The organism is Pseudomonas sp. BS3782 TE3695 (assembly GCF_050435305.1).
In the GTDB taxonomy this organism is placed as follows: domain Bacteria; phylum Pseudomonadota; class Gammaproteobacteria; order Pseudomonadales; family Pseudomonadaceae; genus Aquipseudomonas.
Genome location: NZ_JBNDKB010000001.1, coordinates 5,661,754 through 5,687,304, shown reverse-complemented (window position 1 = coordinate 5,687,304; position 25,551 = coordinate 5,661,754). Strand labels below are relative to the sequence as shown.

26 protein-coding genes and 1 tRNA gene are annotated in these 25,551 nt (G+C 53.0%); 13 read left to right on the top strand and 14 right to left on the bottom strand.

Annotation, left to right across the window (positions count from 1 at the left end):
• The first annotated feature begins 18 nt into the window (after positions 1-18).
• The 3 genes from ABH909_RS25695 (at position 19) to ABH909_RS25685 (ending at position 3,258) form a co-directional block, all read left to right on the top strand.
• Positions 19-606 carry a sigma-E factor negative regulatory protein gene (locus ABH909_RS25695; protein WP_007898648.1) on the top strand — a complete coding sequence of 196 codons (588 nt, stop codon included), beginning with the start codon at positions 19-21 and terminating at the stop codon, positions 604-606.
• Between the two features lie 8 nt (positions 607-614).
• Positions 615-1,577, top strand: a complete 963-nt coding sequence (locus ABH909_RS25690) for a MucB/RseB C-terminal domain-containing protein (protein ID WP_429438487.1) — start codon at positions 615-617, stop codon at positions 1,575-1,577.
• 247 nt (positions 1,578-1,824) lie between these two features.
• The gene (locus ABH909_RS25685; protein ID WP_429438484.1) at positions 1,825-3,258 is read left to right on the top strand and encodes a DegQ family serine endoprotease; all 1,434 of its coding nucleotides are present in this window, start codon (positions 1,825-1,827) and stop codon (positions 3,256-3,258) included.
• A gap of 77 nt (positions 3,259-3,335) precedes the next feature.
• Here the strand turns inward: ABH909_RS25685 and ABH909_RS25680 are convergent, their stop codons facing one another.
• On the bottom strand, positions 3,336-4,769 hold the full coding sequence (locus ABH909_RS25680) for a M48 family metalloprotease (RefSeq protein WP_429438481.1): 1,434 nt from the start codon (positions 4,767-4,769) through the stop codon (positions 3,336-3,338).
• A 97-nt stretch (positions 4,770-4,866) separates the two neighbouring features.
• Here ABH909_RS25680 and ABH909_RS25675 point away from each other — a divergent pair, with 97 nt between their 5' ends.
• Positions 4,867-5,106, top strand: a complete 240-nt coding sequence (locus ABH909_RS25675; RefSeq protein WP_007898654.1) for a sulfurtransferase TusA family protein — start codon at positions 4,867-4,869, stop codon at positions 5,104-5,106.
• A 31-nt stretch (positions 5,107-5,137) separates the two neighbouring features.
• The gene (locus tag ABH909_RS25670) at positions 5,138-6,208 is read left to right on the top strand and encodes an AI-2E family transporter (RefSeq protein WP_429438478.1); all 1,071 of its coding nucleotides are present in this window, start codon (positions 5,138-5,140) and stop codon (positions 6,206-6,208) included.
• Between the two features lie 126 nt (positions 6,209-6,334).
• Here the strand turns inward: ABH909_RS25670 and ABH909_RS25665 are convergent, their stop codons facing one another.
• Complete coding sequence (locus ABH909_RS25665) at positions 6,335-6,808, bottom strand: peroxiredoxin (RefSeq protein WP_429438476.1); 474 nt, start codon at positions 6,806-6,808, stop codon at positions 6,335-6,337.
• Positions 6,809-6,818: 10 nt separating this feature from the next.
• The gene (locus ABH909_RS25660; protein ID WP_007898662.1) at positions 6,819-7,379 is read right to left on the bottom strand and encodes a glycine cleavage system protein R; all 561 of its coding nucleotides are present in this window, start codon (positions 7,377-7,379) and stop codon (positions 6,819-6,821) included.
• A gap of 326 nt (positions 7,380-7,705) precedes the next feature.
• Between ABH909_RS25660 and dapA the strand changes: the two genes are divergently transcribed.
• From dapA to ABH909_RS25635, 5 genes are all read left to right on the top strand, one after another.
• Entirely contained in the window at positions 7,706-8,584 is an 879-nt protein-coding gene (gene dapA, locus ABH909_RS25655; RefSeq protein WP_429438474.1) for a 4-hydroxy-tetrahydrodipicolinate synthase, read from the top strand.
• A gap of 17 nt (positions 8,585-8,601) precedes the next feature.
• A complete protein-coding gene (gene bamC, locus ABH909_RS25650; RefSeq protein WP_429438472.1) occupies positions 8,602-9,717 on the top strand; it encodes an outer membrane protein assembly factor BamC in 1,116 nt (371 codons plus the stop codon).
• 4 nt (positions 9,718-9,721) lie between these two features.
• Entirely contained in the window at positions 9,722-10,480 is a 759-nt protein-coding gene (locus tag ABH909_RS25645; protein WP_429438469.1) for an MBL fold metallo-hydrolase, read from the top strand.
• A gap of 28 nt (positions 10,481-10,508) precedes the next feature.
• Complete coding sequence (gene purC / locus ABH909_RS25640) at positions 10,509-11,222, top strand: phosphoribosylaminoimidazolesuccinocarboxamide synthase (RefSeq protein WP_007898671.1); 714 nt, start codon at positions 10,509-10,511, stop codon at positions 11,220-11,222.
• Between the two features lie 83 nt (positions 11,223-11,305).
• Positions 11,306-11,395 (top strand) — tRNA-Ser (locus ABH909_RS25635).
• 533 nt (positions 11,396-11,928) lie between these two features.
• Here ABH909_RS25635 and ABH909_RS25630 read toward each other — a convergent pair.
• Both ABH909_RS25630 and ABH909_RS25625 read right to left on the bottom strand, forming a co-directional pair.
• The gene (locus tag ABH909_RS25630) at positions 11,929-12,384 is read right to left on the bottom strand and encodes a hypothetical protein (protein ID WP_276196975.1); all 456 of its coding nucleotides are present in this window, start codon (positions 12,382-12,384) and stop codon (positions 11,929-11,931) included.
• Positions 12,385-12,601: 217 nt separating this feature from the next.
• Positions 12,602-13,309, bottom strand: a complete 708-nt coding sequence (locus ABH909_RS25625; RefSeq protein WP_429438466.1) for a recombinase family protein — start codon at positions 13,307-13,309, stop codon at positions 12,602-12,604.
• A 182-nt stretch (positions 13,310-13,491) separates the two neighbouring features.
• On the opposite strand from ABH909_RS25625, the gene ABH909_RS25620 reads away from it, so the two are divergent.
• Complete coding sequence (locus tag ABH909_RS25620) at positions 13,492-15,138, top strand: restriction endonuclease (protein WP_429438464.1); 1,647 nt, start codon at positions 13,492-13,494, stop codon at positions 15,136-15,138.
• Here the strand turns inward: ABH909_RS25620 and ABH909_RS25615 are convergent.
• The 6 genes from ABH909_RS25615 to ABH909_RS25590 all read right to left on the bottom strand — a co-directional run bounded on the left by ABH909_RS25615 (position 15,122) and on the right by ABH909_RS25590 (position 21,916).
• Entirely contained in the window at positions 15,122-15,457 is a 336-nt protein-coding gene (locus tag ABH909_RS25615; RefSeq protein WP_429438461.1) for a hypothetical protein, read from the bottom strand. The two genes, ABH909_RS25620 and ABH909_RS25615, sit on opposite strands and share 17 nt — an antisense overlap.
• 444 nt (positions 15,458-15,901) lie before the next feature.
• The gene (locus ABH909_RS25610) at positions 15,902-16,150 is read right to left on the bottom strand and encodes a hypothetical protein (RefSeq protein WP_429438458.1); all 249 of its coding nucleotides are present in this window, start codon (positions 16,148-16,150) and stop codon (positions 15,902-15,904) included.
• Positions 16,151-16,173: 23 nt separating this feature from the next.
• A complete protein-coding gene (locus tag ABH909_RS25605; RefSeq protein ID WP_429438456.1) occupies positions 16,174-16,638 on the bottom strand; it encodes a hypothetical protein in 465 nt (154 codons plus the stop codon).
• Between the two features lie 10 nt (positions 16,639-16,648).
• Positions 16,649-16,873, bottom strand: coding sequence for a hypothetical protein (locus ABH909_RS25600; RefSeq protein WP_101159643.1), 225 nt, complete (start codon positions 16,871-16,873; stop codon positions 16,649-16,651).
• A 327-nt stretch (positions 16,874-17,200) separates the two neighbouring features.
• Entirely contained in the window at positions 17,201-18,454 is a 1,254-nt protein-coding gene (locus ABH909_RS25595) for a primase-helicase family protein (RefSeq protein ID WP_350600764.1), read from the bottom strand.
• Between the two features lie 1,920 nt (positions 18,455-20,374).
• Positions 20,375-21,916 (bottom strand): tyrosine-type recombinase/integrase, encoded by a 1,542-nt coding sequence (locus tag ABH909_RS25590; protein WP_429438452.1) that lies wholly within the window; start codon positions 21,914-21,916, stop codon positions 20,375-20,377.
• Positions 21,917-22,372: 456 nt separating this feature from the next.
• Between ABH909_RS25590 and ABH909_RS25585 the strand changes: the two genes are divergently transcribed.
• Positions 22,373-22,564, top strand: coding sequence for a YegP family protein (locus ABH909_RS25585; protein ID WP_429438449.1), 192 nt, complete (start codon positions 22,373-22,375; stop codon positions 22,562-22,564).
• Between the two features lie 54 nt (positions 22,565-22,618).
• On the opposite strand, the gene ABH909_RS25580 is transcribed toward ABH909_RS25585, so the two are convergent.
• Positions 22,619-22,825 (bottom strand): hypothetical protein, encoded by a 207-nt coding sequence (locus ABH909_RS25580; RefSeq protein WP_007898673.1) that lies wholly within the window; start codon positions 22,823-22,825, stop codon positions 22,619-22,621.
• 319 nt (positions 22,826-23,144) lie between these two features.
• Between ABH909_RS25580 and ABH909_RS25575 the strand changes: the two genes are divergently transcribed.
• Entirely contained in the window at positions 23,145-23,507 is a 363-nt protein-coding gene (locus ABH909_RS25575) for a 5-carboxymethyl-2-hydroxymuconate Delta-isomerase (protein WP_429438446.1), read from the top strand.
• A gap of 3 nt (positions 23,508-23,510) precedes the next feature.
• On the opposite strand, the gene ABH909_RS25570 is transcribed toward ABH909_RS25575, so the two are convergent.
• Together ABH909_RS25570 and ABH909_RS25565 are read right to left on the bottom strand one after the other, a co-directional pair.
• Positions 23,511-24,446, bottom strand: a complete 936-nt coding sequence (locus ABH909_RS25570; RefSeq protein ID WP_192344367.1) for a LysR family transcriptional regulator — start codon at positions 24,444-24,446, stop codon at positions 23,511-23,513.
• A gap of 147 nt (positions 24,447-24,593) precedes the next feature.
• Complete coding sequence (locus ABH909_RS25565; protein WP_429438444.1) at positions 24,594-25,541, bottom strand: DMT family transporter; 948 nt, start codon at positions 25,539-25,541, stop codon at positions 24,594-24,596.
• Positions 25,542-25,551 lie beyond the last annotated feature (10 nt).

The following is a 25,551-nucleotide window of genomic DNA, read 5'->3' as shown; positions in this document are numbered from 1 at the left end:
AGCCAAGAGAGGAACGCCATGAGTCGTGAAGCCCTGCAGGAATCGCTGTCCGCAGTGATGGATAACGAAGCGGACGAATTGGAATTGCGTCGGGTGTTGAATGCCTTTGACGATGTTGAAACCCGCGATACCTGGGCTCGTTACCAGATCGCTCGGGCAGTTATGCACAAGGATTTGTTGCTTCCTCGTCTGGACATCGCTGCGGCAGTCTCTGCTGCGCTGGCTGACGAAGCCGTACCGGCAAAAGCCTCTCGCGGTCCATGGCGCAGCCTCGGTCGTCTGGCGGTTGCTGCTTCGGTGACCGTTGCCGTACTGGCAGGTGTTCGACTGTATAACCAGGACGAGATCGCCGGTGTCGAGTTGGCCCAGCAATCCAGTCAACCGGGTCTGACCGCTCCTCAGGTCAAGGGCCCCGCTGTATTGGCCGGCTACAATGAGAGTTCGGAAGCCACTGGCCCTATGGCCAACGGCGTATTGCAAGGTCAGCCAGGCTGGCACGATCAGCGTCTGCCAGGTTACTTGCGCCAACATGCTCAACAGGCTGCATTGAAAGGTACTGAGAGCGCTCTGCCTTACGCTCGTGCAGCAAGCCTGGAAAACCGTTAAGGAGGATCATGCGCGCCATACCTCTACTTACGCTTCTGCTCAGCGGCTGGTTTGTTGTTCCAGCCCACGCCGATGAAGCCCAGGACTGGCTGAAGCGTCTGGGGCAGGCGGAGCAAACGCAGAGCTTCCAAGGTACTTTCGTCTACGAGCGTAACGGTAGTTTTTCTACCCATAACATCTGGCATCGTGTCCAGGATGGCAAGGTCCGCGAGCGTTTACTCCAGCTCGACGGTTCTGCGCAGGAAGTCGTGCGCATTGATGGGCATACTCAATGCGTGAGCGGCACCCTGATAGCAGGGCTGGGGGACACACCCAACTCCACCGCTCGGGCACTCGATCCACAAAAGCTAAAGAATTGGTATGACCTTGCCGTCATTGGCAAGTCGCGTGTGGCCGGGCGTGCGGCGGTGATCGTGTCGTTAAAGCCTCGCGATCAGCATCGTTACGGTTTTGAGCTGCATCTGGACAAGGAAACCGGTTTGCCGTTGAAGTCATTGCTACTCAATGACAAAGGGCAACTGTTGGAGCGGTTCCAGTTCACCCGACTGGACACTGCCCAGATGCCTTCCGACAGCGATTTGCAGCCAGGTTCTGACTGCAAAACCATTACCCTCGACAGTGACAAGGCTTCCGCCGTCAAAACTGCGCAGGTCTGGCATTCGGACTGGTTACCACCCGGTTTCGAACTGATCAGTAGTACCTCGCACAAGGACCCGCAGACCAAAGCCCAGGTCAACAGTCTGATGTTCGACGACGGTCTGGCCCGATTTTCGGTGTTCCTTGAGCCATTGAATGGCGCAACAGTCACTGATACGCGCACCCAGCTGGGGCCAACCGTTGCTGTCTCCCGACGATTGACTACACCCCAAGGCGAAATGATGGTGACCGTTGTCGGTGAAATACCGATTGGCACCGCCGAACGGATTGCGCTGTCCATGCGCAACGATGCCGCGGCTACCAGCAAGCAGTGAGCTGAGTCAGCCGTACTCGCCTATCTGGGCTGGTTTGGAGCGGGGATCGGTAATGGCTATCGTGCCATTAATGTCTCGAAATGTTTTGCCGAGCATTTTCATTTGCAAATATCCCGAAAATTTTTTATAGGTCAGAGCCCCTCGGCTCTGGCCTTGTTTGTTGTTCCCGGAACAAAAATACCGGCGTATCGTTTCCGGTATTCCTTGCTCCATATCGCTTAACCATGCTCGTCGTAACGGGAGCCGTATGTCGATACCACGCTTGAAGTCATATCTTTCCATTTTTGCTACCGTGCTAGTGCTCAGTCAGGCGGCCGCTGCGCAAGCGGCGATCGAGTTGCCCGATTTCACGCAGTTGGTCGAGCAGGCCTCGCCCGCGGTGGTGAATATCAGTACTACCCAGAAGCTGCCGGATCGCCGGATCTCCAGCGAGCAAATGCCTGACCTTGAAGGCTTGCCGCCGATGCTGCGCGAGTTCTTCGAGCGGGGCATGCCACAGCAGCCACGGTCCCCGCGCGGCGACCGTCAGCGTGAAGCGCAATCCCTCGGTTCGGGCTTTATCATTTCGCCCGACGGCTACATCCTGACCAACAACCATGTGATTGCCGATGCCGACGAGATTCTCGTGCGTCTCGCCGATCGCAGTGAGTTGAAGGCCAAGCTGATCGGTACCGATCCGCGCTCCGATGTCGCTTTGCTGAAAATTGAAGGCAAGGACCTGCCGATTCTGAAGCTTGGCAAGTCACAGGAGCTGAAAGCCGGTCAGTGGGTCGTGGCCATCGGTTCGCCGTTCGGCTTTGATCACACAGTGACCCAAGGTATTGTCAGCGCCATCGGTCGTACCTTGCCAAACGAAAACTATGTGCCGTTCATCCAGACCGACGTGGCGATCAACCCGGGCAACTCCGGTGGTCCGTTATTCAACCTGGCCGGTGAAGTGATCGGCATCAACTCTCAGATTTATACCCGTTCCGGCGGCTTCATGGGCGTGTCGTTCGCGATCCCTATCGATGTGGCGATGGACGTTTCCAATCAGCTGAAAAGCGGCGGTAAAGTCAGTCGTGGCTGGTTGGGTGTAGTGATTCAGGAGGTGAACAAGGATCTGGCCGAGTCGTTTGGTCTCGAGAAGCCGGCCGGTGCGCTAGTGGCTCAGATCCAGGAGGATGGTCCGGCTGCCAAGGGTGGCCTGCAAGTGGGCGATGTGATCCTCAGCATGAACGGTCAACCAATCGTAATGTCCGCCGATCTTCCGCACTTGGTGGGCGCGCTGAAGGCTGGCTCGAAAGCTAATCTTGAAGTCATCCGTGAAGGCAAGCGCAAGAATGTCGAGTTGACCGTCGGCGCTATTCCCGAAGAAGGCAAAGAGTTGGAAGCCCTGCCTAAATCCAGCATCGAGCGCAGCAGCAATCGTCTGGGTGTTTCCGTGGCCGAGTTGACTGAAGAGCAGAAGAAAACTCTCGACCTCAAGGGTGGTGTGGTGATCAAGGAAGTTCAGGACGGTCCTGCCGCCCTGATCGGCTTGCAGCCGGGTGATGTGATCACTCACCTGAATAATCAGGCGATCGGTTCCTCCAAGGAGTTCACGGACATTGCCAAGGCGCTGCCAAAGAACCGCTCGGTGTCGATGCGAGTTCTGCGTCAAGGTCGTGCCAGCTTCATCACCTTCAAACTGGCTGAATAAACCGGTTGTCGGCTGAATAAAAAACCGCCTCGAATGAGGCGGTTTTTTTGTACCTGCATTTTTTGTTGCTGAAGAGGTCAGCCCATCATGTCCTTGACCATGCGTTCCTGCTCCATCAATTCACGTTGGCGTGCGTCGATCCGCGATGACAGCGGGAAGTTGCTGCCAGCCTTGCGCTTGGCGAAGTCCAGTTGCTGGATCGCCTGGCGATAGTCGCCGACCAGCGCAAAGTACTCCGCACGAGCCTGGTGCAGACCAATGATGTTGCCCGACAGGCCCCGAGTCTCGGCCATCATGTACCAGACATCCGGATCATCGGGTCGGCTCTTGAGCAGGGTTTCCAGTACTTTTTCCGCTTCGCCCGCTCGATTCTGCTTGAGCAGCAGGTCGACGCGCACCTGATTCAGCGGGTAGTTGCCGGGGTATTGAGAGAGCATTCGGTCGACCCGAGATTGAGCATCGGGCAGACGATTATTGGTAATGTCCAGATCGACCTGCGCCAGGTTGTAGATGATCTCGTTCGGCGATTTGGCCAGCAGCAGCTTGAGGTTGTCCCGAGCCTCATTTAGCTGGCCGCCCTTGATCTGAGCGATCGCCAGGCCATAACGGGCAACGTCGTTTTTCGGGTTTTCATCGAGTTGGGCCCGAAAACGCTTGGCGCCCAGGCCTGGGGTTTCTTCGTAGATCAGTTGCACGCGTGCGCGAATCAGCTGATAACGCATGCTGTCTTCGATACCGCCCGGTTTGGCCTGTTCGGCGCGGTTGCGGGTGTCAGCGATTCGCGATTCGGTTACCGGGTGAGTCAGCAGGAATTCTGGTGGCTTGGCGTCGAAGCGGTACTGGCGCATCAGCCGTTCGAACATGGTCGGCATCGAGCGCGGATCGTAACCGGCTTTTTCCAGATTCATGATGCCGATACGGTCGGCTTCCTGTTCGTTCTGGCGCGAGAAGCGTCGTTGTTCCTGTATCGCCGCTGCCTGGGTACCGGCAATGGCCGCGATCCCTGCATCGCCTGCGCCGGCCGCGGCAATCACGATGCCAGCCAGCAGTGCAGCCATCATGGGCACTTGCATGCGTTGCGACGCTTCGACACCGCGGGCGAAGTGACGCTGTGACAAGTGAGCCAGTTCGTGGGCCATGACCGAAGCATATTCACCCTCGGTCTGGGCATTGAGGAACAAGCCACCGTTGACGCCGACGATTCCGCCCGGCGCGGCAAAAGCGTTGAGCTGTGGGCTGTTGATCAGGATGAACTCCAGACGCCGGTCATTGACCTGGCTGGTTTCTACCAAACGGTAGACGCTGGATTCGACGTAATCCTTGAGCTGCGGATCGTTGAGCTGCGACACCTGACTGCGCAACAGCGCCAGCCAGGCGCGGCCCAATTGGTGTTCCTGTTGCGGCGAGACGATGGCAGAACTGGCGTCACCAAGTGACGGCAAGTCGTCGGCGAAGCCCGGTGAGGCGAGCAGGCAAGCGAGCGTCAGCAGGGTAGGGCGCAAAAAAGTCATGCACAAAGCCTTAGTCGACAAAGACCTTACTGTAGCCGGACACTACGCTTGGGACCAGATATTCTAAGCGGCTTAACCCCCGCCCCGGAGTGATTCAATGACTGATGCAGTAACCCACGACGCCGAACTGGACGCCAGCGGTCTGAATTGCCCGTTGCCGTTGCTCAAAGCCAAACTGGAACTCAACCGACTGGCCAGCGGTGCGGTACTCAAGGTGATCGCTACCGATGCAGGTTCCCAGCGCGACTTTCGCACCTTTGCCCGATTGGCCGGTCATACGCTGCTTCGTGAAGAAGATGAGGCGGGCGTTTACCGCTATTGGTTGAAAAAAGCCTGAAACCTGCTGCGTTCGTTTCTAAGGATTATTGATGTTCAAGGTGTTACGCGACTGGATTAAGCGCTACTTCTCGGATGAAGAAGCCGTGGTGCTGGCGGTGCTGCTGTTTCTGGCATTTACCGCGGTGCTCACCTTGGGTGGAATGCTCGCGCCCGTACTGGCCGGTATGGTGCTGGCGTATCTGATGCAGGGGCTGGTAGTGACCCTCGAGCGCCTGCGCATGCCGGGCGGCGCGGCGGTGGGGCTGGTTTTCGCGTTATTCATGGGGTTATTGCTGGTTTTTATCATCATCGTGGTACCTCTGCTTTGGCACCAATTGATCACGCTGTTCAACGAATTGCCTGGCATGCTCGTCAAGTGGCAGTCGCTGCTGTTGCTGCTGCCCGAGCGCTATCCGCATCTGGTGTCGGATGAACAAGTATTGCAGGCGATCGAAGTGGCGCGGGGCGAAATCGGCAAATTCGGCCAATGGGCACTGACGTTCTCGCTGTCGAGCCTGCCGCTGCTGGTGAACATCATGATTTACCTGGTGCTGGTGCCGATCCTGGTGTTCTTCTTTCTCAAGGACCGGGAGATGATCGGCCAGTGGGTCCGCGGTTATCTGCCGCGCGAGCGGGCGCTGATCACCCGGGTCGCCCAGGAAATGAATCGGCAGATCGCCAATTACATTCGGGGCAAGGTCATCGAAATCTTCATTTGCGGTGGCGTGACCTACATCGCGTTCGTGGCGCTGGGGCTCAACTATTCGGCGCTGCTGGCGTTGCTGGTGGGTGTGTCGGTAGTGGTGCCTTACGTCGGGGCGGTGGTGGTGACCGTGCCAGTGCTGCTGATTGCACTGTTCCAGTGGGGCTGGAGCGATCAGTTCATCTATTTGATGGCGGTCTACGGGATCATCCAGACACTGGACGGCAACGTGCTGGTGCCGCTGCTGTTCTCGGAAGCGGTCAACCTGCACCCGGTGGCGATCATTTGCGCGGTGCTGTTGTTTGGTGGGTTGTGGGGCTTTTGGGGGGTATTCTTTGCGATTCCCTTGGCGACGCTGTTCAAGGCTGTGCTGGATGCCTGGCCGCGCAAGGAACCGATGGTGGCGCCGCTGCTTTAACGGTCAGTACTGGTTATGCGGTGAGGCTGATGGCCCCATCCCGAGCAGGCTCGTTCCCACAAAGTTTGCGCAAATCCTGTGGGAGCGAGCCTGCTCGCGATGGCGTCCGAACGGGCACTAAATGAATCAGGCCTTGTTCAGCGCCTGAGCAGCAGCCAAAACCGCATCCACATGCCCCGGTACCTTCACGCCGCGCCATTCCTTACGCAGCACACCCTCTTTGTCGATCAGGAATGTGCTGCGATCAACGCCCATGTATTCCTTGCCATAGAGCTTTTTCAGTTTGATCACGTCGAATTGCTGGCATAGCGCTTCTTCCTTGTCACTGATCAGCTCGAAGGTGAAAGCCTGTTTGGCTTTGAAGTTTTCATGGGATTTCAGGCTGTCGCGAGACACACCGAATACTTCAGTATTGGCGGCTTTAAAGGCGTCGAGTTGATCACGAAAACCCTGACCCTGGGTGGTGCAGCCCGGCGTGCTGTCCTTCGGATAGAAGTAAATCACCACTTGCTTGCCTTTAAGGCCCGCGAGGCTGACGGATTGCCCGCTGGTAGCGGGTGCTTCGAAATCGGCAACCGGTTGGTCGATGGCTACGGCCATGAAAGCTTCCTTACATTGGGTTTTGTGGGCGCCACGGCTCAATCAGTGCGTCCAGGTTCATGGCGTCGGCGAAATCCAGGAACTGGTCACGCAGCCAGCTGATCTGGGTGCCGGCCGGCAAGGTCACGGTGAATGTGGCGTTGAGCATGGTGCCGCCGGTCTGCGGGGCCTGATAGGTGTCGCAGGTCAGGTTCTCCAGTTCGACGTTGTGGTCCATGAAGAACTGGCACAGCTCGTTGATGATGTCCGGACGGTAGGCCGAGCTGACGTAGGCAACATAGGGCAGGGCCTGGGGACGGTTCTCCAGGGCTGCGCTGCGAACCACGTTAACGGTGAAGGCGTGCCGTTTGGCCAGCACAGGCAGGCTGCCCTCGAGGCGCGCCAGGGCGTCCCAACTGCCGGAGATCTCAAGGATCAGCGCGCTGCATTCACCATGGCGGGTCAGACGGGAAGTGACCACGGCGCAGCGGTTTTCATGGCTGGCGCGGCACAGGACGTTAGTCAGCTCCATGGGGTTGGCGCCGAGGGCACTGATGACAAGGAATTGTTCGCGAACTGTGGGGGTGGACATGCAGCATTCCTAAAGCGATGAGCGGTCGATACTTTTATGGGCTTTTTTTACCGGGACGAGCCTGCGGATGCGAATTCAGAAAACCCGGCCGAAGGTTGCGACGTGCTCCAGAGTGGCGAGAGCGAGGGGTGGCAACGCTGGATCGGGGCTTGTGATGCCGAAAATGGAGGCTGGAGCGCGGCGTACGAGCTTATCAGTACCGATCAAAGTCTGAAGGGTAGCGAAAAGCAGCGCCAAGGGGAATGGCAGCAGTGCAGTACTTCGCTTGTACAAGCATCTTGGCGCCAGTACCATTACCGCTCTCTTTTTCCGGCAGGAGCGGTTGCATGATTGCGGGCAGTATGGTGGCACTGGTCACACCCATGGATGCACAGGGTCGTCTCGACTGGGACAGCCTGAGCAAACTGGTAGACTTCCACCTGCAAGAGGGCACCAACGCCATCGTGGCCGTCGGCACTACAGGTGAGTCGGCCACGCTTGACGTGAACGAGCACATCGAAGTGATTCGTCGCGTGGTTGCCCAGGTTGCAGGGCGTATTCCGGTGATCGCTGGTACGGGCGCCAATTCGACGCGCGAAGCGATCGAACTGACCACCAACGCGAAGAACGCCGGCGCCGACGCGTGCCTGCTGGTAACCCCTTATTACAACAAGCCGACGCAAGAAGGCCTGTACCAGCACTTCAAGGCAATCGCCGAAGCCGTCGACATCCCGCAGATTCTCTACAACGTGCCGGGCCGTACCGCCTGCGACATGCTGGCCGAGACGGTGATCCGCCTGTCGACCGTGAAGAACATCATCGGCATCAAGGAAGCCACGGGCGACCTGCAGCGTGCCAAGGACATCCTGGCCGGCGTGAGCAGCGACTTCCTGGTGTATTCCGGTGACGACGCGACCGCAGTCGAGCTGATGCTGCTCGGCGGCAAGGGCAATATTTCGGTGACCGCCAACGTCGCACCGCGCGCCATGAGCGAGTTGTGTGCCGCGGCGATGGCCGGTGATGCCGTCAAGGCCCGGGCGATCCACGAAAAGCTGATGCCGCTCAATAAAACCCTGTTCATCGAATCCAACCCTATCCCCGTGAAATGGGCACTGCATGAAATGGGCTTGATGCCGGACGGTATCCGTCTGCCGCTCACCTGGCTCAGCACTGCCTGTCACGAACCGCTGCGGCAGGCCATGCGCCAGTCCGGCGTCCTGGTTTAATTGAGGAAGTACTACGCATGAAGCGATTGGCCGGACTTTCCGCACTTGCCTTGATTATCTCCAGCACCAGTGGCTGCGGATGGATCTGGGGCCCGGAAGGTTATTTCCGTGACCGTGGTAGCGACTACCTGGAAGCGCAACAGACTGCACCGATGCAACTGCCGCCGGACGTCAGCACTGCCAAGCGTCTGGATCCGCTGTTGCCGATCCCGCGCAACGTGGCCGACGACACCGCCAAGGGTGAATACATCGTGCCTCGCCCACAGCCGCTGTCGGCAGCGGCTGATGCCAGCGATTACACCCTGCAGAAGAGCGGCGATTCGCGTTGGGTCATGGCCCAGCATCCACCGGCTGAAGTCTGGCCCGTGGCCGTGCAGTTCTTCCAGGACAACGGTTTCCGTCTGGATGAGCAACGCCCGCAGACCGGCGAATTCAGCACCACCTGGCAGCGTTCCGACGAACTGTCCGCAGCCATGGCCAAGCGCCTGAGCGCGGCTGGTGTCGACACCGACAGCGAAACCCGCGTGCGGGTGCGTATCGAGCCGGGCGTGCAGCGCAACACCAGTGAAGTCTACGTGGTCAGCGCCGAGCGTCCTGCCGGCAGCACCGCCAATGTGGATTTCACCAATCGTTCGGTCAACACCGGCCTGGACGCAGCACTGGTCGACGACATGCTTGCGAGCATGAGCCGCACCTCGGAGAAAGGCGGTTCGGTCTCCATGCTGGCCTCCCGTGATTTCGATACGCCAAGCCGTGTCAGCCTGACCGAAGACGGCAGCGGCAACCCGGTGCTCAACGTCGGTTCCGACCTGGATCGTGCCTGGTCGAGTGTCGGTCGTGCGCTGGAGCAGGGTGAATGGCGTGTTGAGGACATCAACCGCAGCCTGGGCCTGTACTACATCAACCTCGCCGAAAAAGCCGAGAAAAAGGACGAGAAGCCAGGTTTCTTCAGCGGTCTGTTCGGCAACAAGCCGGACAAGGAAGAAGTTGAAGCCCGCGCCGAGCGTTATCAGGTTCGCCTGAGCAAGGTTGGCGAGAACGTCCAGGTCACCGTCGAGAAAAACATCAACACTGTGGCGCCAGCAGACGTGGCGCGCAAAGTGTTGAGCGTGATTCAGGACAACCTGGGCTGATCACATGCGTTTTGCCGTTCTCGGCAGCGGTAGCCAAGGGAACGGCACGCTGATAGCCAGCGACGACACGTATGTACTGGTGGATTGCGGTTTCTCCCTGCGAGAAACCGAAAAACGCCTGTTGCGACTGGGTGTGAACCCTTCGCAGCTGAGCGCGATACTCGTGACCCACGAACATGCCGACCATGTGCATGGCGTGGGTTTGCTGTCTCGGCGTTACAATCTGCCTGTCTACCTCAGTCGCGGGACCCTGCGCGGGATGCGCAAACCGATTGAACCCGCAGGCTTTCTGGCTGGCGGCGAGCAACTGCAAATCGGTAACCTGAGCATCGGCGTCATTGCCGTGGCCCATGATGCACAGGAGCCGACGCAGTATGTCTTCAGTGATGGTCAGCGGCGTTTCGGCCTGTTGACCGACCTGGGCTCATATTGCAGCAAGGTGCTGGACGGCTATCGGGACCTCGATGCGTTGATGATCGAGTCCAACCATTGCCGTGACATGCTGGCTCGCGGTCACTACCCGTACTTTCTCAAGCAGCGGGTGGGCGGTGAATTGGGACATTTGAACAACCATCAGGCGGCATTCCTGGTGGCCGAGTTGGGCTGGCAAGGCCTGCAACACCTGGTCCTGGCCCATCTGAGCAGCAAGAACAACCTGCCGCAGCTGGCCCGGCAATGTTTTGTCGACACTCTCGGGTGCGACCCGGACTGGCTGCAACTGGCCGATCAAGATTCAGGGCTCGACTGGCGACATATCGCCTAGCCCACCTACTTAGCAAGCGGAGCCCATCATGGAAAAACGTGAAGAACTCTACCGCGGCAAAGCCAAATCGGTTTACAAGACCGATGACGCTGACCGCTTGATCCTGCTGTTTCGCAACGACACTTCGGCGTTCGACGGCAAGCGCATCGAGCAGCTCGACCGCAAAGGCATGGTGAACAACAAGTTCAACGCCTTCATCATGCAGAAACTCGAAGCAGCCGGCGTGCCGACCCAATTCGACAAACTGCTGGGCGACAACGAATGCCTGGTGAAAAAACTCGACATGATCCCGGTCGAGTGCGTCGTGCGTAACTACGCCGCCGGCAGCCTGGTCAAGCGCCTGGGCGTTGAAGAGGGCATGAAGCTCAACCCTTACACCTTCGAACTGTTCCTGAAGGACGACGCCAAGGGCGACCCGTTCATCAACGAATCCCACGTCGTGGCATTCGGTTGGGGCACCGCCGAGCAACTGGTTCGCATGAAAGAACTGTCGCTCAAGGTCAACGAAGTCCTGAGCAAACTGTTCGACGACGCCGGCCTGCTGCTGGTCGACTTCAAACTCGAGTTCGGCGTGTTCTCCGACGGCTCCATCGTTCTGGGCGACGAGTTCAGCCCGGATGGCTGCCGCCTGTGGGACAAGGCCACCGGTAAGAAAATGGACAAGGACCGCTTCCGTCAGGGCCTCGGTGACGTCATCGAAGCTTACGAAGAAGTCGCCAACCGTCTGGGCGTACCGCTTTAATCGACGCAAGCATCTGATAGCACGGAAAAATTTCGCTTAGGGGGTTCGCTTCCGGCAAAAGTGTTGTTATGATGCGCGCCGTTGGAGAGATGCCAGAGTGGCCGAATGGGACGGATTCGAAATCCGTTGTACCTTCACCGGTACCTAGGGTTCGAATCCCTATCTCTCCGCCATATCCAGAAAACCCCTATAATTCAATGAGTTATGGGGGTTTTTCTTTTTCAGTTCTACTACTCCTTTCTACTACTGTCGTGCCTGTGATCTACTTTCCTGTAGGTCTCTAGCTGATGCTGCCTGCTGTATATCTGATCACGTTGATTGCTATGAGCCATTACTAGGCTAAGCTGAGTCGTGCTGCCTGCTCTCTGGGTTGTGAGACACGGGCCCCAAACGGAGAAGCGGGTTCATTCGGCAATCAACGGAAGGAAATTTCATGCCTATTTACTATGTCAACAACCAGCCGCAACCGAGGGGCGACCATGAGGTTCACAAAGCAGGGTGCACTTGGATGCCAAGCGATAAGACGTCTCTTGGGGAGCATGTTGGCTGTTCTACGGCAGTCGCATCAGCAAAGAAAATTTATCCCACGGCTGATGGTTGCAAGACCTGTGCTAACGCGTGCCACACCGGCTAGTTAAACGTTTACGAGGGGACGGACTACCGTCCCTTTTGAGAAGGCTCGTTGAGCGGCAAACATTGCTCGATTTCACTGATGAATTATGGCTTCCTCACCTCCGAACGGGAGGAAGCAACCACCTGCGGAAGTCATCAGAAACGTCACCTTTAGCGGGCTTCCTTTGGTGAGATTGTACCCGGCGCTCTTCTCGGCAAAATATACGTGCAAATCTTGTGTACCCACACCGTCAAGATCTAGGGACACGTCACCCGAATCCACCAATACAACCCTGCCTTTCCATTCCATCCAGTGGTTCTTGTAGTCTCTGGCAAATATGTCTTCTTTCTTTTGATCACTATATTTGCTGTGACATCCGACGGCTGCGTCTACCTGTGCATAGGTGGCATCGCTGAACGGACGGACTTTAGATGTCGTTTCGGACGTGGCAAGGGAGACAGGGCTGGTAGGAGAGTTTTTGATACCTGTGTAGACCACGAATCCCACGATTGCTGCAAGGGCGTAACCTACGATCTGTCGGCCTTCCATAGCGAACTCACATAACTTGTTTGACGGTACTGGCACTTTGTCTTCGCTTGGGGAAAGTTGTCAAGCAAGGCTACTAAGCCCGTCATCTCCAAACGTGGATAATCGGGAAATATTGAGAGCCTGGGGGTGGATCACTGGCTACCCCTGACAGGGAGAGGGTCGAGGCGCTAGAACGTCTCAGAAGGGTGGAAAAGCCCCGGCAATAGCCCGTTTCGACTTAGGGAAAGGTGATACCGAGGCGTTGAACCAATCGGCTCACTGTCATGGGGGTGAACTCAGCACCACGGCTAGTCTTGATCGACTGATTGTTGAGATAGGCTGCTACCCCAGCGAGAGTTTTGATTCCGTCGAAGCTTGCCGCCTTGATGTGGTTCTTAACAGTCTGAGCGTAAACGTCTGCCTTCTCTACCTTGGCTGCTGTTGCTGCCTTAGGTCCAACCTTATGAGCTTCCTTACGACCAGCATCACGCCTTTCAATCTTGGCCTGAGCCAAGGCATCCCCATTTACAGCACGTTGCTTCAGCGAGCCTAGAGCGTCTTTGGTACGTTGGCTGATGAACTCTCGTTCCTGCTGTGCGAGTGCGGCGTAGATGTGAAGCTGGAAAGCATCTGCATCTGGCATTGTGGCGACCTTGAAGGAAGCCCGTTTCATCAGACCCGCGATGTGTTCAACATCACGTGAGATACGGTCAAGTTTAGCCACTACGAGGATTGCACCTGTCTCTTTAGCAGCGTTCATTGCCTTGATGCATTCAGGGCGATCTGTTGGCGCTATCGTGCCTGATGCGGTATCGACGAATTCAGCGATGATTTCCCAGCCTTTCGCCTTAGCTGCAAGGGCGATGTAGTCACGCTGAGCTTCCAGACCCAAGCCCGACTCGCCTTGCTTGACTGTACTGACTCGAAGATAGCTGACTACTTTCATGGTGGTGATTCCCGTCAATTCCTGTTGATGGGTCAATCATATCATAACGCTGACGAACGTCAATGGAGTGATATGGTCGGTCACGAATACAGTTGGGTGCTTGATCGAACCTTCTCGCAGTGGCAATTTGCCCTACACTTAGGTGTGTTACGTCTTCTGCCAAACCATGGAAGGCCCATAAGATGGAATTTTTCTATGTGCTCCTGATCACGCTCGTAATCTACTACGTGGGTGACTTCTGGAGAGCGCATCGCTCCAAGCAACCTTGGGCAGTTAAAAAGCTGAATCCCATGGGTGCGCAATTAGCTGATAGGGCTGAAACGGTCCCTGTCGATTATGAGGAAGACGTTTATGAGGAAGAGGTGAGCTACCCATCGTCCGTCCGCGAGAGGAAGGAACAGCACACCCAACGTCGGGAAGCGGAAGCTGCATCAAAGAACCAAAGAAACGAAGAGATCTTTCGAGCTTACGAAAGCATCTTGAGGGAAAGTCTTGCAGCGACGCATTCTCTTGATTTCAATACGCTATATGACTATGTGCCCCTCCCTATCTCTTCTGTCCCCGCTGACCTTGTACAAGCCGCTTTGCCACCAATAGTAGAAAGCTTCAGGCAAAGCAAGATCAGGGAGTTGCTAAGTAGATTTTATCCAGGCCATGACCAACGGCAAATCGATGCCGATGAAGAGCAATCTTATCTTTATCATCATGCTGTAGTCTCATGGGAGGCAGCCGAACAGAGTCGTATCGCCTCCTTACAGTTGCACAAGGCTGAATTTGACAGACAGCTTTCTGAAGCCGTTGCCCACAATGAATCGGTACACCAAAAACGCGATAGACTCTCCCATAACTATTTGGCAGGTGATGAGTTCGTTGTTGCGGCTTATGCCAAAAAAATACTTGAGGCTTCTCCCTACCCCAAGTGGCTATCTCGAAAAATCAAAACTGTCTACGCCAACGCTTCTAAGCAGTTGATAGTTGACTTTGATTTACCTAGGGTTGAAGTGGTGCCCCATTCTGGTGATTTTAGGTTTGTAAAATCCAGCGATAAGATAGCCAGTAGGAACAGAAAACAAAAAGACATTGACGATGACTACACTCGGCTGATTTCCGCTATCGCCTTGAAAGCGCTCTATGAGGTGTTTGAGTCAGACAGGGGAAGCCTGATAGAGGTTTGCTGTTTCAACGGCTATCTGGACACGATAGACCGGTCAACGGGCATCAAAGTCAGGCCATGCTTGATATCGACCAGGGTGACGAAAGAGAAATTTCAGCAAATTGATCTGGCGCATGTTGATGCTAGATTATGTGTCCGAAACCTTGGCTCCCATGTATCTGGAAGTGCTTCCGATTTGCAAGCTGTAAAACCTATTATAGAATTCAACATGAAAGATCGTCGTTTCGTGGAGCAGGGAGATTTGTCCTTCTTAACGTCAGCTCAGAATCTCATGGATCTAAATCCGTACGAGTTTGAGAAGCTGATAGTTAAGCTATTCCAAGACATGGGGCTGGATGCTAAATTAACGCAGTCATCAAGAGATGGAGGAGTTGACTGTGTTGCCTATGATCTTCGTCCAATTATTGGCGGTAAAGTAGTTATTCAAGCTAAGAGGTATAGACATACCGTTGGAGTTTCAGCGGTACGAGATTTGTATGGGACCATGAGGCACGAAGGGGCGAACAAGGGTATTTTGGTAACTACCAGCGGTTACGGCCCCGATGCATTCAATTTTGCAAAGGATAAGCCTATAGAGCTAATAGATGGTGGCGGACTTCTGCACTATCTTCAGGAGGTTGGCGTGAATGCACGAATTGTTATGCCAATGGAATAAGCTCAGCACCTGCATAGGTCAGCTCATAGGTGTTAACAAATGCAGGGAACGCCCCAGAGTCCCATGGACCGCCGACTGCCTCACCATTAACGAATACGGCCCCATTGATCCAGCAACGAGACATAGCAGCAAGGTCGTAATATAAACCTACGGCTTCGCTGGGAGTGACTTCAGATTCTATCTGCACCGACCAGCGTCCGGACCTATCTAGATACTGCCACTGCTCCTTAATGGGCGAGAACGAGCCAATAGAAGGCTTTGTGTTGCTGTCTAGGTTGTCTGCCGAAGCCTTCAAGATAAACCAATAGAAATACGTCATTGGTTACGTCCCTGTAGTAATTTGAGCCGAGCATCTAAAATTCTAAGCTGTGATTCCATGTCGGTATTTATCCTATCTTGCCTTTCAGCAGTATTATTTATTTTCTGTTCTGTGTAGTTAACCAGTGAATCCAGTCTCTGCCGGATCGCATCATCACTACTATGGTCAGCCTTCGTTGTGATCAAAGCAAATGTCAGCAATGAAATACAGATAACACTTATGAGTCCGAACAGACCTAGGACGGCAATTGCAACATTATTCAATCTTTAAACCTTCTTATTTTTTATCGTTTTAACTTATAATCTCGCCAAGTGTTATAATATTACATTATTGGCGGAGGAACGCATCGTGTTTAACGGAACCAGTAATCCGATCAGTAAACATCGGCCTCGCAAGGGATGGGAGGATATTTAGTCCTCAAACACCCCCTAATTAGTTATCCTGCTACGCGTTCGTTTTAATACCGTATCTTTCTTCAAGGATCTTACGAGTGAAGTCTGTGCCGCCTTGTCCCTTATGAGTCGGAGGTGAAGCTTCAAGGAGGATGTCAATGTAAGACTGAATCTCGTCCTCTGATAGCTTTGTCGATACTTCAGGTTCAACAGGTTTTGTGGGCTTTGCAGTCTTGCTGAAATACTTGGTGCTTAGAAGTTTCTCTTCGCGGGTCTTTGGAAATAGAACGTTCTTCATCATATTGTAGCTCCGTATTTATTAGATTAATTAGTGTTGAGGTTTTGAAAGTATTCTTCAGCTTCTGCCAACGCAGCGGCTTTATCCTTGTCTTCTTTCGCTTGCAGAGCTTTCTGTTCTTTTTCTTTTTTCTGATTGAACAACTGATCAGCCAACAGGAGCTTGTTCTGTTCCTTGTTCTGCTCAAGCTCACTACGATATTTAGCCTCCGTCTCGGCGGCTACCTCAGCCAATAGGTCCTCAAGGTTTTCTTTTTCCAGATACACAGTCAGAGACATAGTATGATTTGCGGAAAAGTTCGTGCTGATGCGACGGCCACTCAGAATCAGTTCCTGCAATTCTGGAATGAGCAGAGAGGTTGGTTTAGATAGAATATCAACGCTGCTGTATGAGCGGCGGTACAGTGACTTTGCTTGCTCAATACGGCGATCAAGCTCCACTTGCTGGAAAGTGAACGAGTTAATATCTACGTGTTGGTTTTTGTTTTGCATTTTGAGTTCCTTATTGAGCGTTGATTTGTGATTTGAGGATAGGGCTGGACTTGATTAGATCTTTGGTTTTTACATCACCTGTTGTACTGAATTTCTTCAATAGCTTGTAGGCGACGATATCTACACCATCAGCTTTTACGACATTGATGTTATTGAGTTGAAGCATTTCTACTGACTGGTCATCGAGAAGAGCAAGGCTTGTGAAGCCTGCGTTTGATACAAACATTTCTTTCATTTTTATTTCCTTTTGTGGTTGCCATGATTGGCAGTTTTTGGGCAATAGAAGCCCGTTATTTGCTCTTGTTAGGGAGCAGAATCTATTAATGATGGGAATGCCTTTGCAAAGGCGGGAAGAACATCTTACGGCTACGCTGTCGCTTGCCTTACGTCAATTCACTACGCTACGCTTCGTTCTTTGACTTAACCTAAACATATTAAAAAAAGATGCTAATCAACTGTCACCCCCGTCACGAATCGCTGAAGCCCTTGTAATATGGGTCTTAGCTGCGTGACAGCTATAGTGACGGCTTAAAACATCAGTGTCACGGTGTCACGTTTCATATCAGAAATTAACTTTAGGGAGCAATTTATCTAATTCCTTTGGCGGTGTTTTGGTAGTTAGTCCTTCTTGAATGCCTTTGGGAGTAATATAGTAACGCTGGGAATTAGATCGCTTTGAAATGCACCCTATACCGAGGAGGGCGTTTGCGACAGCTACATCTGTCAGACCGTATTCAAAGCTATCAGAAAAGCTATCCTTCAGCATTTGTACCGTCAGCACGCTGTTAGAAGCGATGACATTACCCAGCACATCTTCTAACTTATCCGTTGTGGTGAATCCAAGTAGATCTTGTTTGCTATCTGTCATTGGTGCCTCACCGGTAGCTCGATACTTACTCAGGTCAATTTGTTCAAGGTAGTCTCGCACCAGTTGAAAGCCACCATTCATTAGCCAAGGTTTAAAATTATCATTAAGAAAGCGATCCGTTTCCGATTTGCTCTCTCTGTGACGGATAAATGCCGGTATCCAAAATCGACGATCTCCACTCTCAATAACAAGCGGGATATGGTCGTTACTGGTAATACAAAAATTAATGTAGTTATCAATGACAACTACAGGCAGATGCTTTCGGCGTAAAGTTAGCGTAGCGTTAGCCTGGATGGATTTCAGACTATCAGTCGTGCTCTTCTTTGAGCGATACACCTCATCCACGACAAGAAGGGTCTTGCCTTCAACAGTCTCGTTGAAATCCCCGACAACATCTTTCAAGTGGCATAGGGCTGCTGCTGTAGGGCCTAGGAGGCCCGGTAGCAGTGTCTCTGCAAAGAATCCTTTCCCCACACCATGCTCAGAGCGCAACAGTGGCGTAGCGATGATTTTCTGCTCTTGGTGACGTACAGACATCGCAATCCACCAACCGAAATAATCTCTTTCACTGTCATCTGGGAACCATCGGCGAAGAAAATCAACGAACGGCTCTACTTGTTCCTTGGTTACTCGCGCACCTGTAGGCTGAAGCTCTGGAGCACGCCATAGATTGATAAAGCCGTTATCAAGGATAGCTAGACCATTAGGGACGAATTTTTCGCCGTAAGCCCAATCTAAGCATCCCAATAGATATGCTGCATCGTATTTATCTTTTCCGCCATTGCGGCGGTAGAAGTCTTGGAGAATACACGCATCTGATTGGGCTGTACCAGTTACGACATCTCGAAATCTAGCTGATGAGGTGTTTGACGGAACTCGGACAAATCGAGCTTTAACAGCTTCAATCGCTGCGGATGTTTTATTGTTTTTCGGTGCTGCTGTAATCATTGTTGTTTACCTCATCTGATGGGCTAGGACGTTTGGTTTTGAATAAAGAGTCGTGAAGAGACGAAATCAAAATGTTAAGTGTGTGATTGGGCGATCCGTGTTCGTAATACCGCATAATTTCTAAAAGTTCGCTTGCAGATCTGTCGTTGAGATGAGGTCGCATACTCAGGCCGCTCCTTGTAGCAGTTGGTCGAGGGAATAGTTAAATTGTTTTACTTCCTCTGGGGTTTTAAGGGTTTTCAATGCCGCCTTGATACTTATACGGACTTTCTGTCTTGCCGCGAATAGTCGTACTGCGCACGTATTGCTGCACAAAAAATTGCCGTTGTGGCTTGCTTCAAAATCACGCTGGCATACTTGGCACTGCTTCATAAAATTTCCTCTGGTTGTGATTGCTCGACGGCATTGCTCAATTGATTGATTGGGTGATTAGCGTTCGGATGTGTTCCTTCCATTAGCAGATTAGTAATTACTTCAAAAGCTACCTTTGGGCCTTGGCCGGGGAATGTCTTATGTCGCCAATAATGAAAGGAGTTATGACATTTTTGCGAACAAAGAACTTTGGAGCTTCGTGTGGTTAGCATTTCACTCCCGCACCATCTACATTGCTTTACTAGTTTCATAGGCGTTGAAAAGCCCTCCGATATTGTTTGGAATATTCAAGATTAAGGAATTTAAAACAAAAACAAACCACAATTCAAACTAAATCTCTAGCGCGAATTGTGGCTTGAAACTTCAAAGTTTTTTATTGGCAGCTACTGTAAAGAAGGAAAACAATAACCGCCTACACTGACCCGATGAGAGCAAACTCTTATTTAAGCATCATCGGATCGAATGTTCTCTTAAGGAGGGGTATGCGAGAGGATAAAGCTGGGGAGAAACTTAGTTGGTGTTCTTTATTATGGAGAAATTATATCAAACTATACTTCACTAATAACAGATACAGTTGGAAATAGTTTGTTTTATTTTAACCATACAGTTGCATTCAAGCGGCGTAATATCTAAAAAATAAGTGTTGGGATAAGCGAACGGTGTGTGATGCAGAGAAGTCTTTCTTAAAGCTAGATGGTGGGGCGACCTGGACTCAGGACTAGCCGCTCTTACTTCTCTTATTTATAGGAACCATAATCTCACACTTCATAGTGAAATTACAATCCCTGAGGGAAATAATTAAGACTATTTAGTTATGCATGTGTAACAACTTATTGCTAGTCGTAAATATCAATGAATATAGCGGCATGTCATTCGTATGTAAGGCGCTCTAGATTCTTTATATTATTAACTTATTACTATAGATACTCTGCACTGAGTTCAGAAAATTGGTAGAACTTCCCCGAGGGATCAGGAAATACTCAAAAAGAGCAGAGCCTTAATCTCCAAGGTCTACACAATCTTCTGACTCAATGCTACAGGCTAGGCCTGCTCTGCACTTGAGACGAGAATGATCACAGCTTATAGGCTGTACCTAACAGAAGGTTAGGCGGTAGTCCGGCTCCCTGACTGACATAACAAGCTCAATCACCCGCAGCCTCACCGGAACCGACTTGCCTCGGCAACTTCATGCATGCACCACCTTGCTTTGTAGTGGCGACTGTACAGCCCTTTCTTGAAGACAAGATTCTAGCCAAACGACAAGAAAGCCCTGCTACGAATGAACAAAATTAGCAGGGGCATCTATTCTACAGTATAAAACAAGTTGTGGAAATGAATAAGTTTAAATAAAGTTTCTGCGGAAGAACTAGCCTTCAAAACGGCGTTACCTTCAAATCCAACCACGGACACGGGTTTAAGCCGGAAACGTCTCCAACCTTTAAAAACTCCCCCGAAATACCGTGATTGCAGACGTTTAAATGCACGGCCCTTGCTCTATTTCGTGACGATCTGCCCAGAATCAATTGCAAGGTGCTATGAGGGGAGGTATCACGCCAAATCAAAATTGTACGAGAGTAGCTGAATCACTTTGGTCTTTTGCTCAAGGCTTGGCCCTGCCGAATATAGGTCGAAGGTGATCATTCCGGTTTCATGACCAAACAATGCAGGCATTACAGACATATCTGCTCCAGCCCGATGCACCTCAGTGATTGCGGTTTTGCGAATTGAGTGCAGCACAAATGACTTATCAAATTTTGCGGCAGTCTTTAAACGTCCAAAACGCTTACCTACAGCATCAAGTCGATTGCCGTATTTGTTGGTTTCCCCAAGCGCTCGACCTTTTAGCAGGTATCCGTCTTCTGATGCATCTAGTAGAGACTGGACAAGCGGGGCAATGGCGGTATGGATCGGAACTTCACGGACACCGGCCTCTGTTTTGCTCTCTAAAATTGAGAACGCAATCGGAACATTATCTTTGAGGGTGATGGTGTCGCGGTGGACTCGACCTATTTCCTCAAGCCTTGCCCCTGTGTAGGCGGCTAGAACGATCAGGTCAGCCAGCGGCTTGTCTTCCTTCTCCAAGGCAGCAGCGTGCAATCGCTCCACGTCCTTGCGACTGAATACAGCCCAACTGACAGACTCTCCTTTGACTACAGGGAGGTCGTGTTTCTCAAACGGGGAGGGCTGGCCTTTGTACTGCTGGCGCCAGTCTTCATCGTACTTGATGGCCCATTTCCAGAATGTGTTACCTGCCCATATGTGCTGCTTCTTGGTCTTGGAAGTGAGCGGTACGCCTTTAGTGTCTGTGAGCTGATCCAGATAGGCAGATACGAGGTCAAAGCTGATGGGTAGCCCTTGCTGGCGTACATATGCACTGAACAGTTCCACGCGCTTCACTAAGGTGTCGATGGTCTTGGGATCTTTGCCAACCTTCTCAAGAAACGCCCTCAGCTTCAGCACACGGGCTGGAGTGATGGGTGATTTGGGCTTATAGCTTTGAGGATCGGTGGCAAGCTCCTGCATGTCCTGACGCTCATCCGGCGAAAGGTCGTAATACTCGGCTGTGATCTCCATGTGCAGCTTTGCAAAGGCGTCTGAGATTTTCACCCCAAGCTCGGCCCCTTCACCCGGCGACATCTTGTGTTTCAAGCCTTCGAGGTATTCGTTGTAGGTCTCAATGAATGCGGCAACCGGACCCTCCATACCGCCGTCGTAAAGCTCCTTGAGAATCGGAGCAATGGACTCCGTGTACGCCAATACATCTGCTGGCGGAGCATTATCCTTTAGGCGGGGAGCAAACAGCGTAGGAATCCATTTTTCCTTGCTTGCTTGATTTCGTCGGGTCAGCTCTTGGATTTCCTCTTTCCACTCATCCCGCTCTGATAGCTTCCTGTCTCTGGCAGCGTTGATGTCTGCTTTCCATCTGGCGAGCCAAGCTAGGCGGCGTTCCATAGCTTCAGAGCGTAGGCCTGTCTTCAGCGATTGGATTAGCACCCTGCGATTGTCAAAGGCCAACTGCACGTCTTTAGGAATGTCGAGACGTACATACCAAGTGGATTCACCTTTCTTTTGGAAAATATGGTCTGCCATGAGTCGCCCTCGGATGAGGGTCTGATTCTACTACTATTTTCTACTACTATACGAGTTTAAGGCCCTGTAATGCCGTGGTTGCTGGGGTTAGTAGACGGTTTTCGAGAGTCCCTATCTCTCCGCCATACATAGAAAAGCCCCGTAGATGAAAATCTACGGGGCTTTTTCGTTTGCGCGGGTTTTTTCGACCGGCCACTTTCACTGCATGTGTCTCAGGTTTTCAGCGTCAGATAAATCAGCCCAACGGCGTAAGAAAAATATGACTATTCCCAAGAAAAATACCTCCACTGAGTCGCTTTAATTACCACCCCCTGTATTTGTTGATTGCTTCGTGAATCAAGAGGTTATCTTCGAAATATCCCCTCATATTGAAAGACGCTGCCGCAAAAATTCCTCATCTACTCTGGTTCTGCAGGTCACTGACCTGTCGTAATCAGCAGTCGCAAGGAGCGATCAATGTATTTTGAGATTTACAGGCAAACCCGTGGTATCGCACAAACCGGCAAGGGGCAATGGCGCTGGCGTTTGCGGGCGGGGAACCATGAAACGATTGCCAGTGGGGAGGCTTACGTCAACAAGTCTGTTTGCGTGCATGCCATCAGTTTGATCAAAGGGACCCATGATCAGACCCCGGTCAGGGAAATATAAGCTAGAGGACGATGAAGCTGCTCATGGGAGCAGCTTCGTTTTAACCGGGCGGTCTTAGGGTTGCGAGTGGCCCAGTTTTCTTTTGATCAGGTCGTAAACTTCCTTGTGGGTGGAGTTGTTCAGGGCGTTGTTCTTGCAGGCCAAGGCCAGGAACGTTTTAACCTCTTCCTTTGCGTGAGGGTAAAGGCCTGCGACGTAGTCGGCTTCATGAACCTGGGTGCAGTTGAAGTGTTTGTCGTCTTTCGCTTTATCTCTAGCCATTGCGAGGCTCCTTTGAGTTCAAATGGTTTTCGGTGGTCAGGGTCGTTTTGCCCCAAACGTTGCTGAGCTTAGGGGCGCAATCGCTTCCTGCCAGATGAACGACGAAATCAGGAAGGGGCTGTAGGACGAAGCCGCTGTCTGCATTCGGATTAAACGCAAATTGCTTGAGTCGCATAGACGCCAATTACGACACCTCCCTAAACTGTCATCCGTCTTGAGGACCGGGGTGAGTGAGCGTGCGACTCTTGCGCCGTCCCAGTGAACAGGGCGGCTCTGTGTTATATGTACGACCTTTCTGCCAATCTTCAGGAGCCCCGTTATGCCCCACTTGCACATGGAATACACCGCCAACTTGCCCGAGTTGAATGCCGATCTGGCGTTGATGCGACTCAACAACGCGTTAGTCGCGTCCGGCCAGTTCGGTGCTGAGTTCGATATCAAGTCTCGTGCAGTGAAGGTCGAGAGTTTCAGGGTGGGCACTGCACTGGGCGAGCGGGCGTTCGTGCATGTGAAGCTGGCGCTGTTGAGCGGTCGTTCGCCGGAGATCAAAAAGCAGTTGTCTGAAAGCCTGCTGGCCGTGGTGCAGGATGTGTGTGAGTGGCCGGCAGAAGTTCAGGTCCAGTTGTGTGTTGAAATCCTCGACATCGATCGAGAGTCCTACACCAAGACCGCCATCGGCTGAGTTTCAGGCCATTTCCTGCTCGGCGCAGGCTTTGATCACTTGCTCGCGTAGCCAGGTGTTGGCGCTGTCCTGATCGACACTTTGACTCCACTGCATGTCCAGGGTGAAGCCCGGCAAGCCGTTGGGCGCTTCGCAGTGATTGAAGATTGCCTCGTTGGCCAGCAATTGCTGGATGCGTCGGGGCAAGGTCAGGATGAAATCGGTGCCGGTGATCATCTTCAGCGCCGCGCTGTAGCTGTTGGAGCGCGCGACTATCTGTCGTTTGTGGGCCTGTTGAGCAAGCCAGCCGTCGACCATATTGGTGGTAGATGTCCAGGGCGTCGGGAACACATGCCGGCGTTGAGTGAATGCTTGCAGGCTCAAGCGCGGTTCCAGCGGCGTGGCGCGTTTGTCGAAGACGCAGACCAAGTCATCTTCCAGCAGCCTCCTGGAGTTGAAATCGGTGTGGCTGCGATGAAAATTCGGGCCGAAACAGATCACCAGGTCGAGGCTGCCGTCGCGCAGTTCTTCGGCCGGGATGTCGGTTTCGAACTTGTGCATGTTGACCATCACTGGCAGGTCGGCGAAATCGAAGCTCTTCAACAGGCGCGGCAGGATCAACTGCTCGAAGTACTCTGGCGCGCAGATATTGAAGGTAACCGGTTGTAAGGTCGGGTCGAACGTCGGAGCTCCGGCGTGACACAGGTTGATGCTTTCGAGAATTTTCAGCACATGGGTGTGCATGGTGCTGGCTTTGTAGGTGGGGCGCATACCCATGCGGGTATTTATGAATAGCTCGTCTTCGAAACTGGTGCGCAGTTTTTTCAGGCAGTAACTCACGGTGGACTGGCTGACGCAGAGCGCCTCCGACACACCGGTGACGCTGCTTTGCTCATACACGGCGACAAACACCATGAGGTCCTGCATGTCGAGCTTTCTAAGCAAGTTACTGTTCAGCATCCGTTCTGTCTCGCTGTGCTCCTTGCGCTGATTGTGCGCAAACGTGTGCGAACGATCCTAGCGGAACGATGGTGCCAAGAGAATGCCTTGTAGGATTTTTCATGGTCAGTTGTGGGACAGAAAATGTTATGAACACGACCTCTGAATTCAATCCCCAGAAAGCTGGCCAGAGGCCTTTACCGCTGATTGATGCGCGGGGATCGCGTGGCGGCTGGATGTTAGCAGCGCCAACATGCCGATGCCCACCAGTAATGCACCGATGATTTCCAGGGGGAGGGGCGACTGGTGTAGCCAGAACCAGTGGAACAGCGTGATGAACAGAGTGCTCAGGTAGATGTAGGAAATGACCGAGGAGGGAGCGATGACGCCAATGGCGCGATGCAGCAGCCAGAACGTCGCCAAGGTGGCGAACAGTGCCAGGTACATTAACCACCAAAAATCGCTCGCGGTCAGCAATGACGCCGATCGCCAGCCGCCGCTGACCCCACAGAACGCCAATAGAAACAGCGCGCCGAACAGCATGTTCCAGAAGGTCATGCCCACCGGGCCGCGCCCCTTGAGGCTATTGGCCTTGAGTCGTTGGCTCAGGGGCGAGTAGAGCGCCATTGCCAAACAACCGACCCCGTACACCGACACCGCATACAGCGACGGCAGTTCGCCGGGGCCAGCACCTTTCAACACCAGCAGCACGGCACCCGCTGCGGCAGTCAGCATAGGTAATACGCGTTGTTTCAGGCTGCTGTCGGGCATCAGGAAGGCTTCGAACAGCAGCGTCAGCAACGGCACCAGAGTGAACATCGTTCCGGTGCTCACAGCCGAGGTGTAGCGCAGCGCTTCGAACAACGAGCCGAAATACAGCGCCAGCAGCATACCGAGCACAGCATGGCCGAGCAGTCCCTGGATGTTCATGGCGGTGTCGCCCTTGAACATCAGCAGGGGAAAAAACACCAAGGCGCAAAACAGCAAGCGCAAACCGGTCAGCAGAATCGGGTCTATGGCCTGGCTGACCTGGGCTGCCGCGGAAAACGAGGCGGCAATCAGCAGAGCCCAGAGCAGCATGCCGATGTGAGCCGCAGCAAAACCTGTGCGTTTCATATTGGGGCTT

Bases quoted from the DNA above. Each gene is read 5' to 3' on its own strand.
- ABH909_RS25695 (WP_007898648.1), top strand. From the start codon at position 19: ATGAGTCGTGAAGCCCTGCAGGAATCGCTGTCCGCAGTGATGGATAAC.
- ABH909_RS25690 (WP_429438487.1), top strand. From the start codon at position 615: ATGCGCGCCATACCTCTACTTACGCTTCTGCTCAGCGGCTGGTTTGTT.
- ABH909_RS25685 (WP_429438484.1), top strand. From the start codon at position 1,825: ATGTCGATACCACGCTTGAAGTCATATCTTTCCATTTTTGCTACCGTG.
- ABH909_RS25680 (WP_429438481.1), bottom strand. From the start codon at position 4,769: ATGACTTTTTTGCGCCCTACCCTGCTGACGCTCGCTTGCCTGCTCGCC.
- ABH909_RS25675 (WP_007898654.1), top strand. From the start codon at position 4,867: ATGACTGATGCAGTAACCCACGACGCCGAACTGGACGCCAGCGGTCTG.
- ABH909_RS25670 (WP_429438478.1), top strand. From the start codon at position 5,138: ATGTTCAAGGTGTTACGCGACTGGATTAAGCGCTACTTCTCGGATGAA.
- ABH909_RS25665 (WP_429438476.1), bottom strand. From the start codon at position 6,808: ATGGCCGTAGCCATCGACCAACCGGTTGCCGATTTCGAAGCACCCGCT.
- ABH909_RS25660 (WP_007898662.1), bottom strand. From the start codon at position 7,379: ATGTCCACCCCCACAGTTCGCGAACAATTCCTTGTCATCAGTGCCCTC.
- dapA (WP_429438474.1), top strand. From the start codon at position 7,706: ATGATTGCGGGCAGTATGGTGGCACTGGTCACACCCATGGATGCACAG.
- bamC (WP_429438472.1), top strand. From the start codon at position 8,602: ATGAAGCGATTGGCCGGACTTTCCGCACTTGCCTTGATTATCTCCAGC.
- ABH909_RS25645 (WP_429438469.1), top strand. From the start codon at position 9,722: ATGCGTTTTGCCGTTCTCGGCAGCGGTAGCCAAGGGAACGGCACGCTG.
- purC (WP_007898671.1), top strand. From the start codon at position 10,509: ATGGAAAAACGTGAAGAACTCTACCGCGGCAAAGCCAAATCGGTTTAC.
- ABH909_RS25630 (WP_276196975.1), bottom strand. From the start codon at position 12,384: ATGGAAGGCCGACAGATCGTAGGTTACGCCCTTGCAGCAATCGTGGGA.
- ABH909_RS25625 (WP_429438466.1), bottom strand. From the start codon at position 13,309: ATGAAAGTAGTCAGCTATCTTCGAGTCAGTACAGTCAAGCAAGGCGAG.
- ABH909_RS25620 (WP_429438464.1), top strand. From the start codon at position 13,492: ATGGAATTTTTCTATGTGCTCCTGATCACGCTCGTAATCTACTACGTG.
- ABH909_RS25615 (WP_429438461.1), bottom strand. From the start codon at position 15,457: ATGACGTATTTCTATTGGTTTATCTTGAAGGCTTCGGCAGACAACCTA.
- ABH909_RS25610 (WP_429438458.1), bottom strand. From the start codon at position 16,150: ATGATGAAGAACGTTCTATTTCCAAAGACCCGCGAAGAGAAACTTCTA.
- ABH909_RS25605 (WP_429438456.1), bottom strand. From the start codon at position 16,638: ATGCAAAACAAAAACCAACACGTAGATATTAACTCGTTCACTTTCCAG.
- ABH909_RS25600 (WP_101159643.1), bottom strand. From the start codon at position 16,873: ATGAAAGAAATGTTTGTATCAAACGCAGGCTTCACAAGCCTTGCTCTT.
- ABH909_RS25595 (WP_350600764.1), bottom strand. From the start codon at position 18,454: ATGATTACAGCAGCACCGAAAAACAATAAAACATCCGCAGCGATTGAA.
- ABH909_RS25590 (WP_429438452.1), bottom strand. From the start codon at position 21,916: ATGGCAGACCATATTTTCCAAAAGAAAGGTGAATCCACTTGGTATGTA.
- ABH909_RS25585 (WP_429438449.1), top strand. From the start codon at position 22,373: ATGTATTTTGAGATTTACAGGCAAACCCGTGGTATCGCACAAACCGGC.
- ABH909_RS25580 (WP_007898673.1), bottom strand. From the start codon at position 22,825: ATGGCTAGAGATAAAGCGAAAGACGACAAACACTTCAACTGCACCCAG.
- ABH909_RS25575 (WP_429438446.1), top strand. From the start codon at position 23,145: ATGCCCCACTTGCACATGGAATACACCGCCAACTTGCCCGAGTTGAAT.
- ABH909_RS25570 (WP_192344367.1), bottom strand. From the start codon at position 24,446: ATGCTGAACAGTAACTTGCTTAGAAAGCTCGACATGCAGGACCTCATG.
- ABH909_RS25565 (WP_429438444.1), bottom strand. From the start codon at position 25,541: ATGAAACGCACAGGTTTTGCTGCGGCTCACATCGGCATGCTGCTCTGG.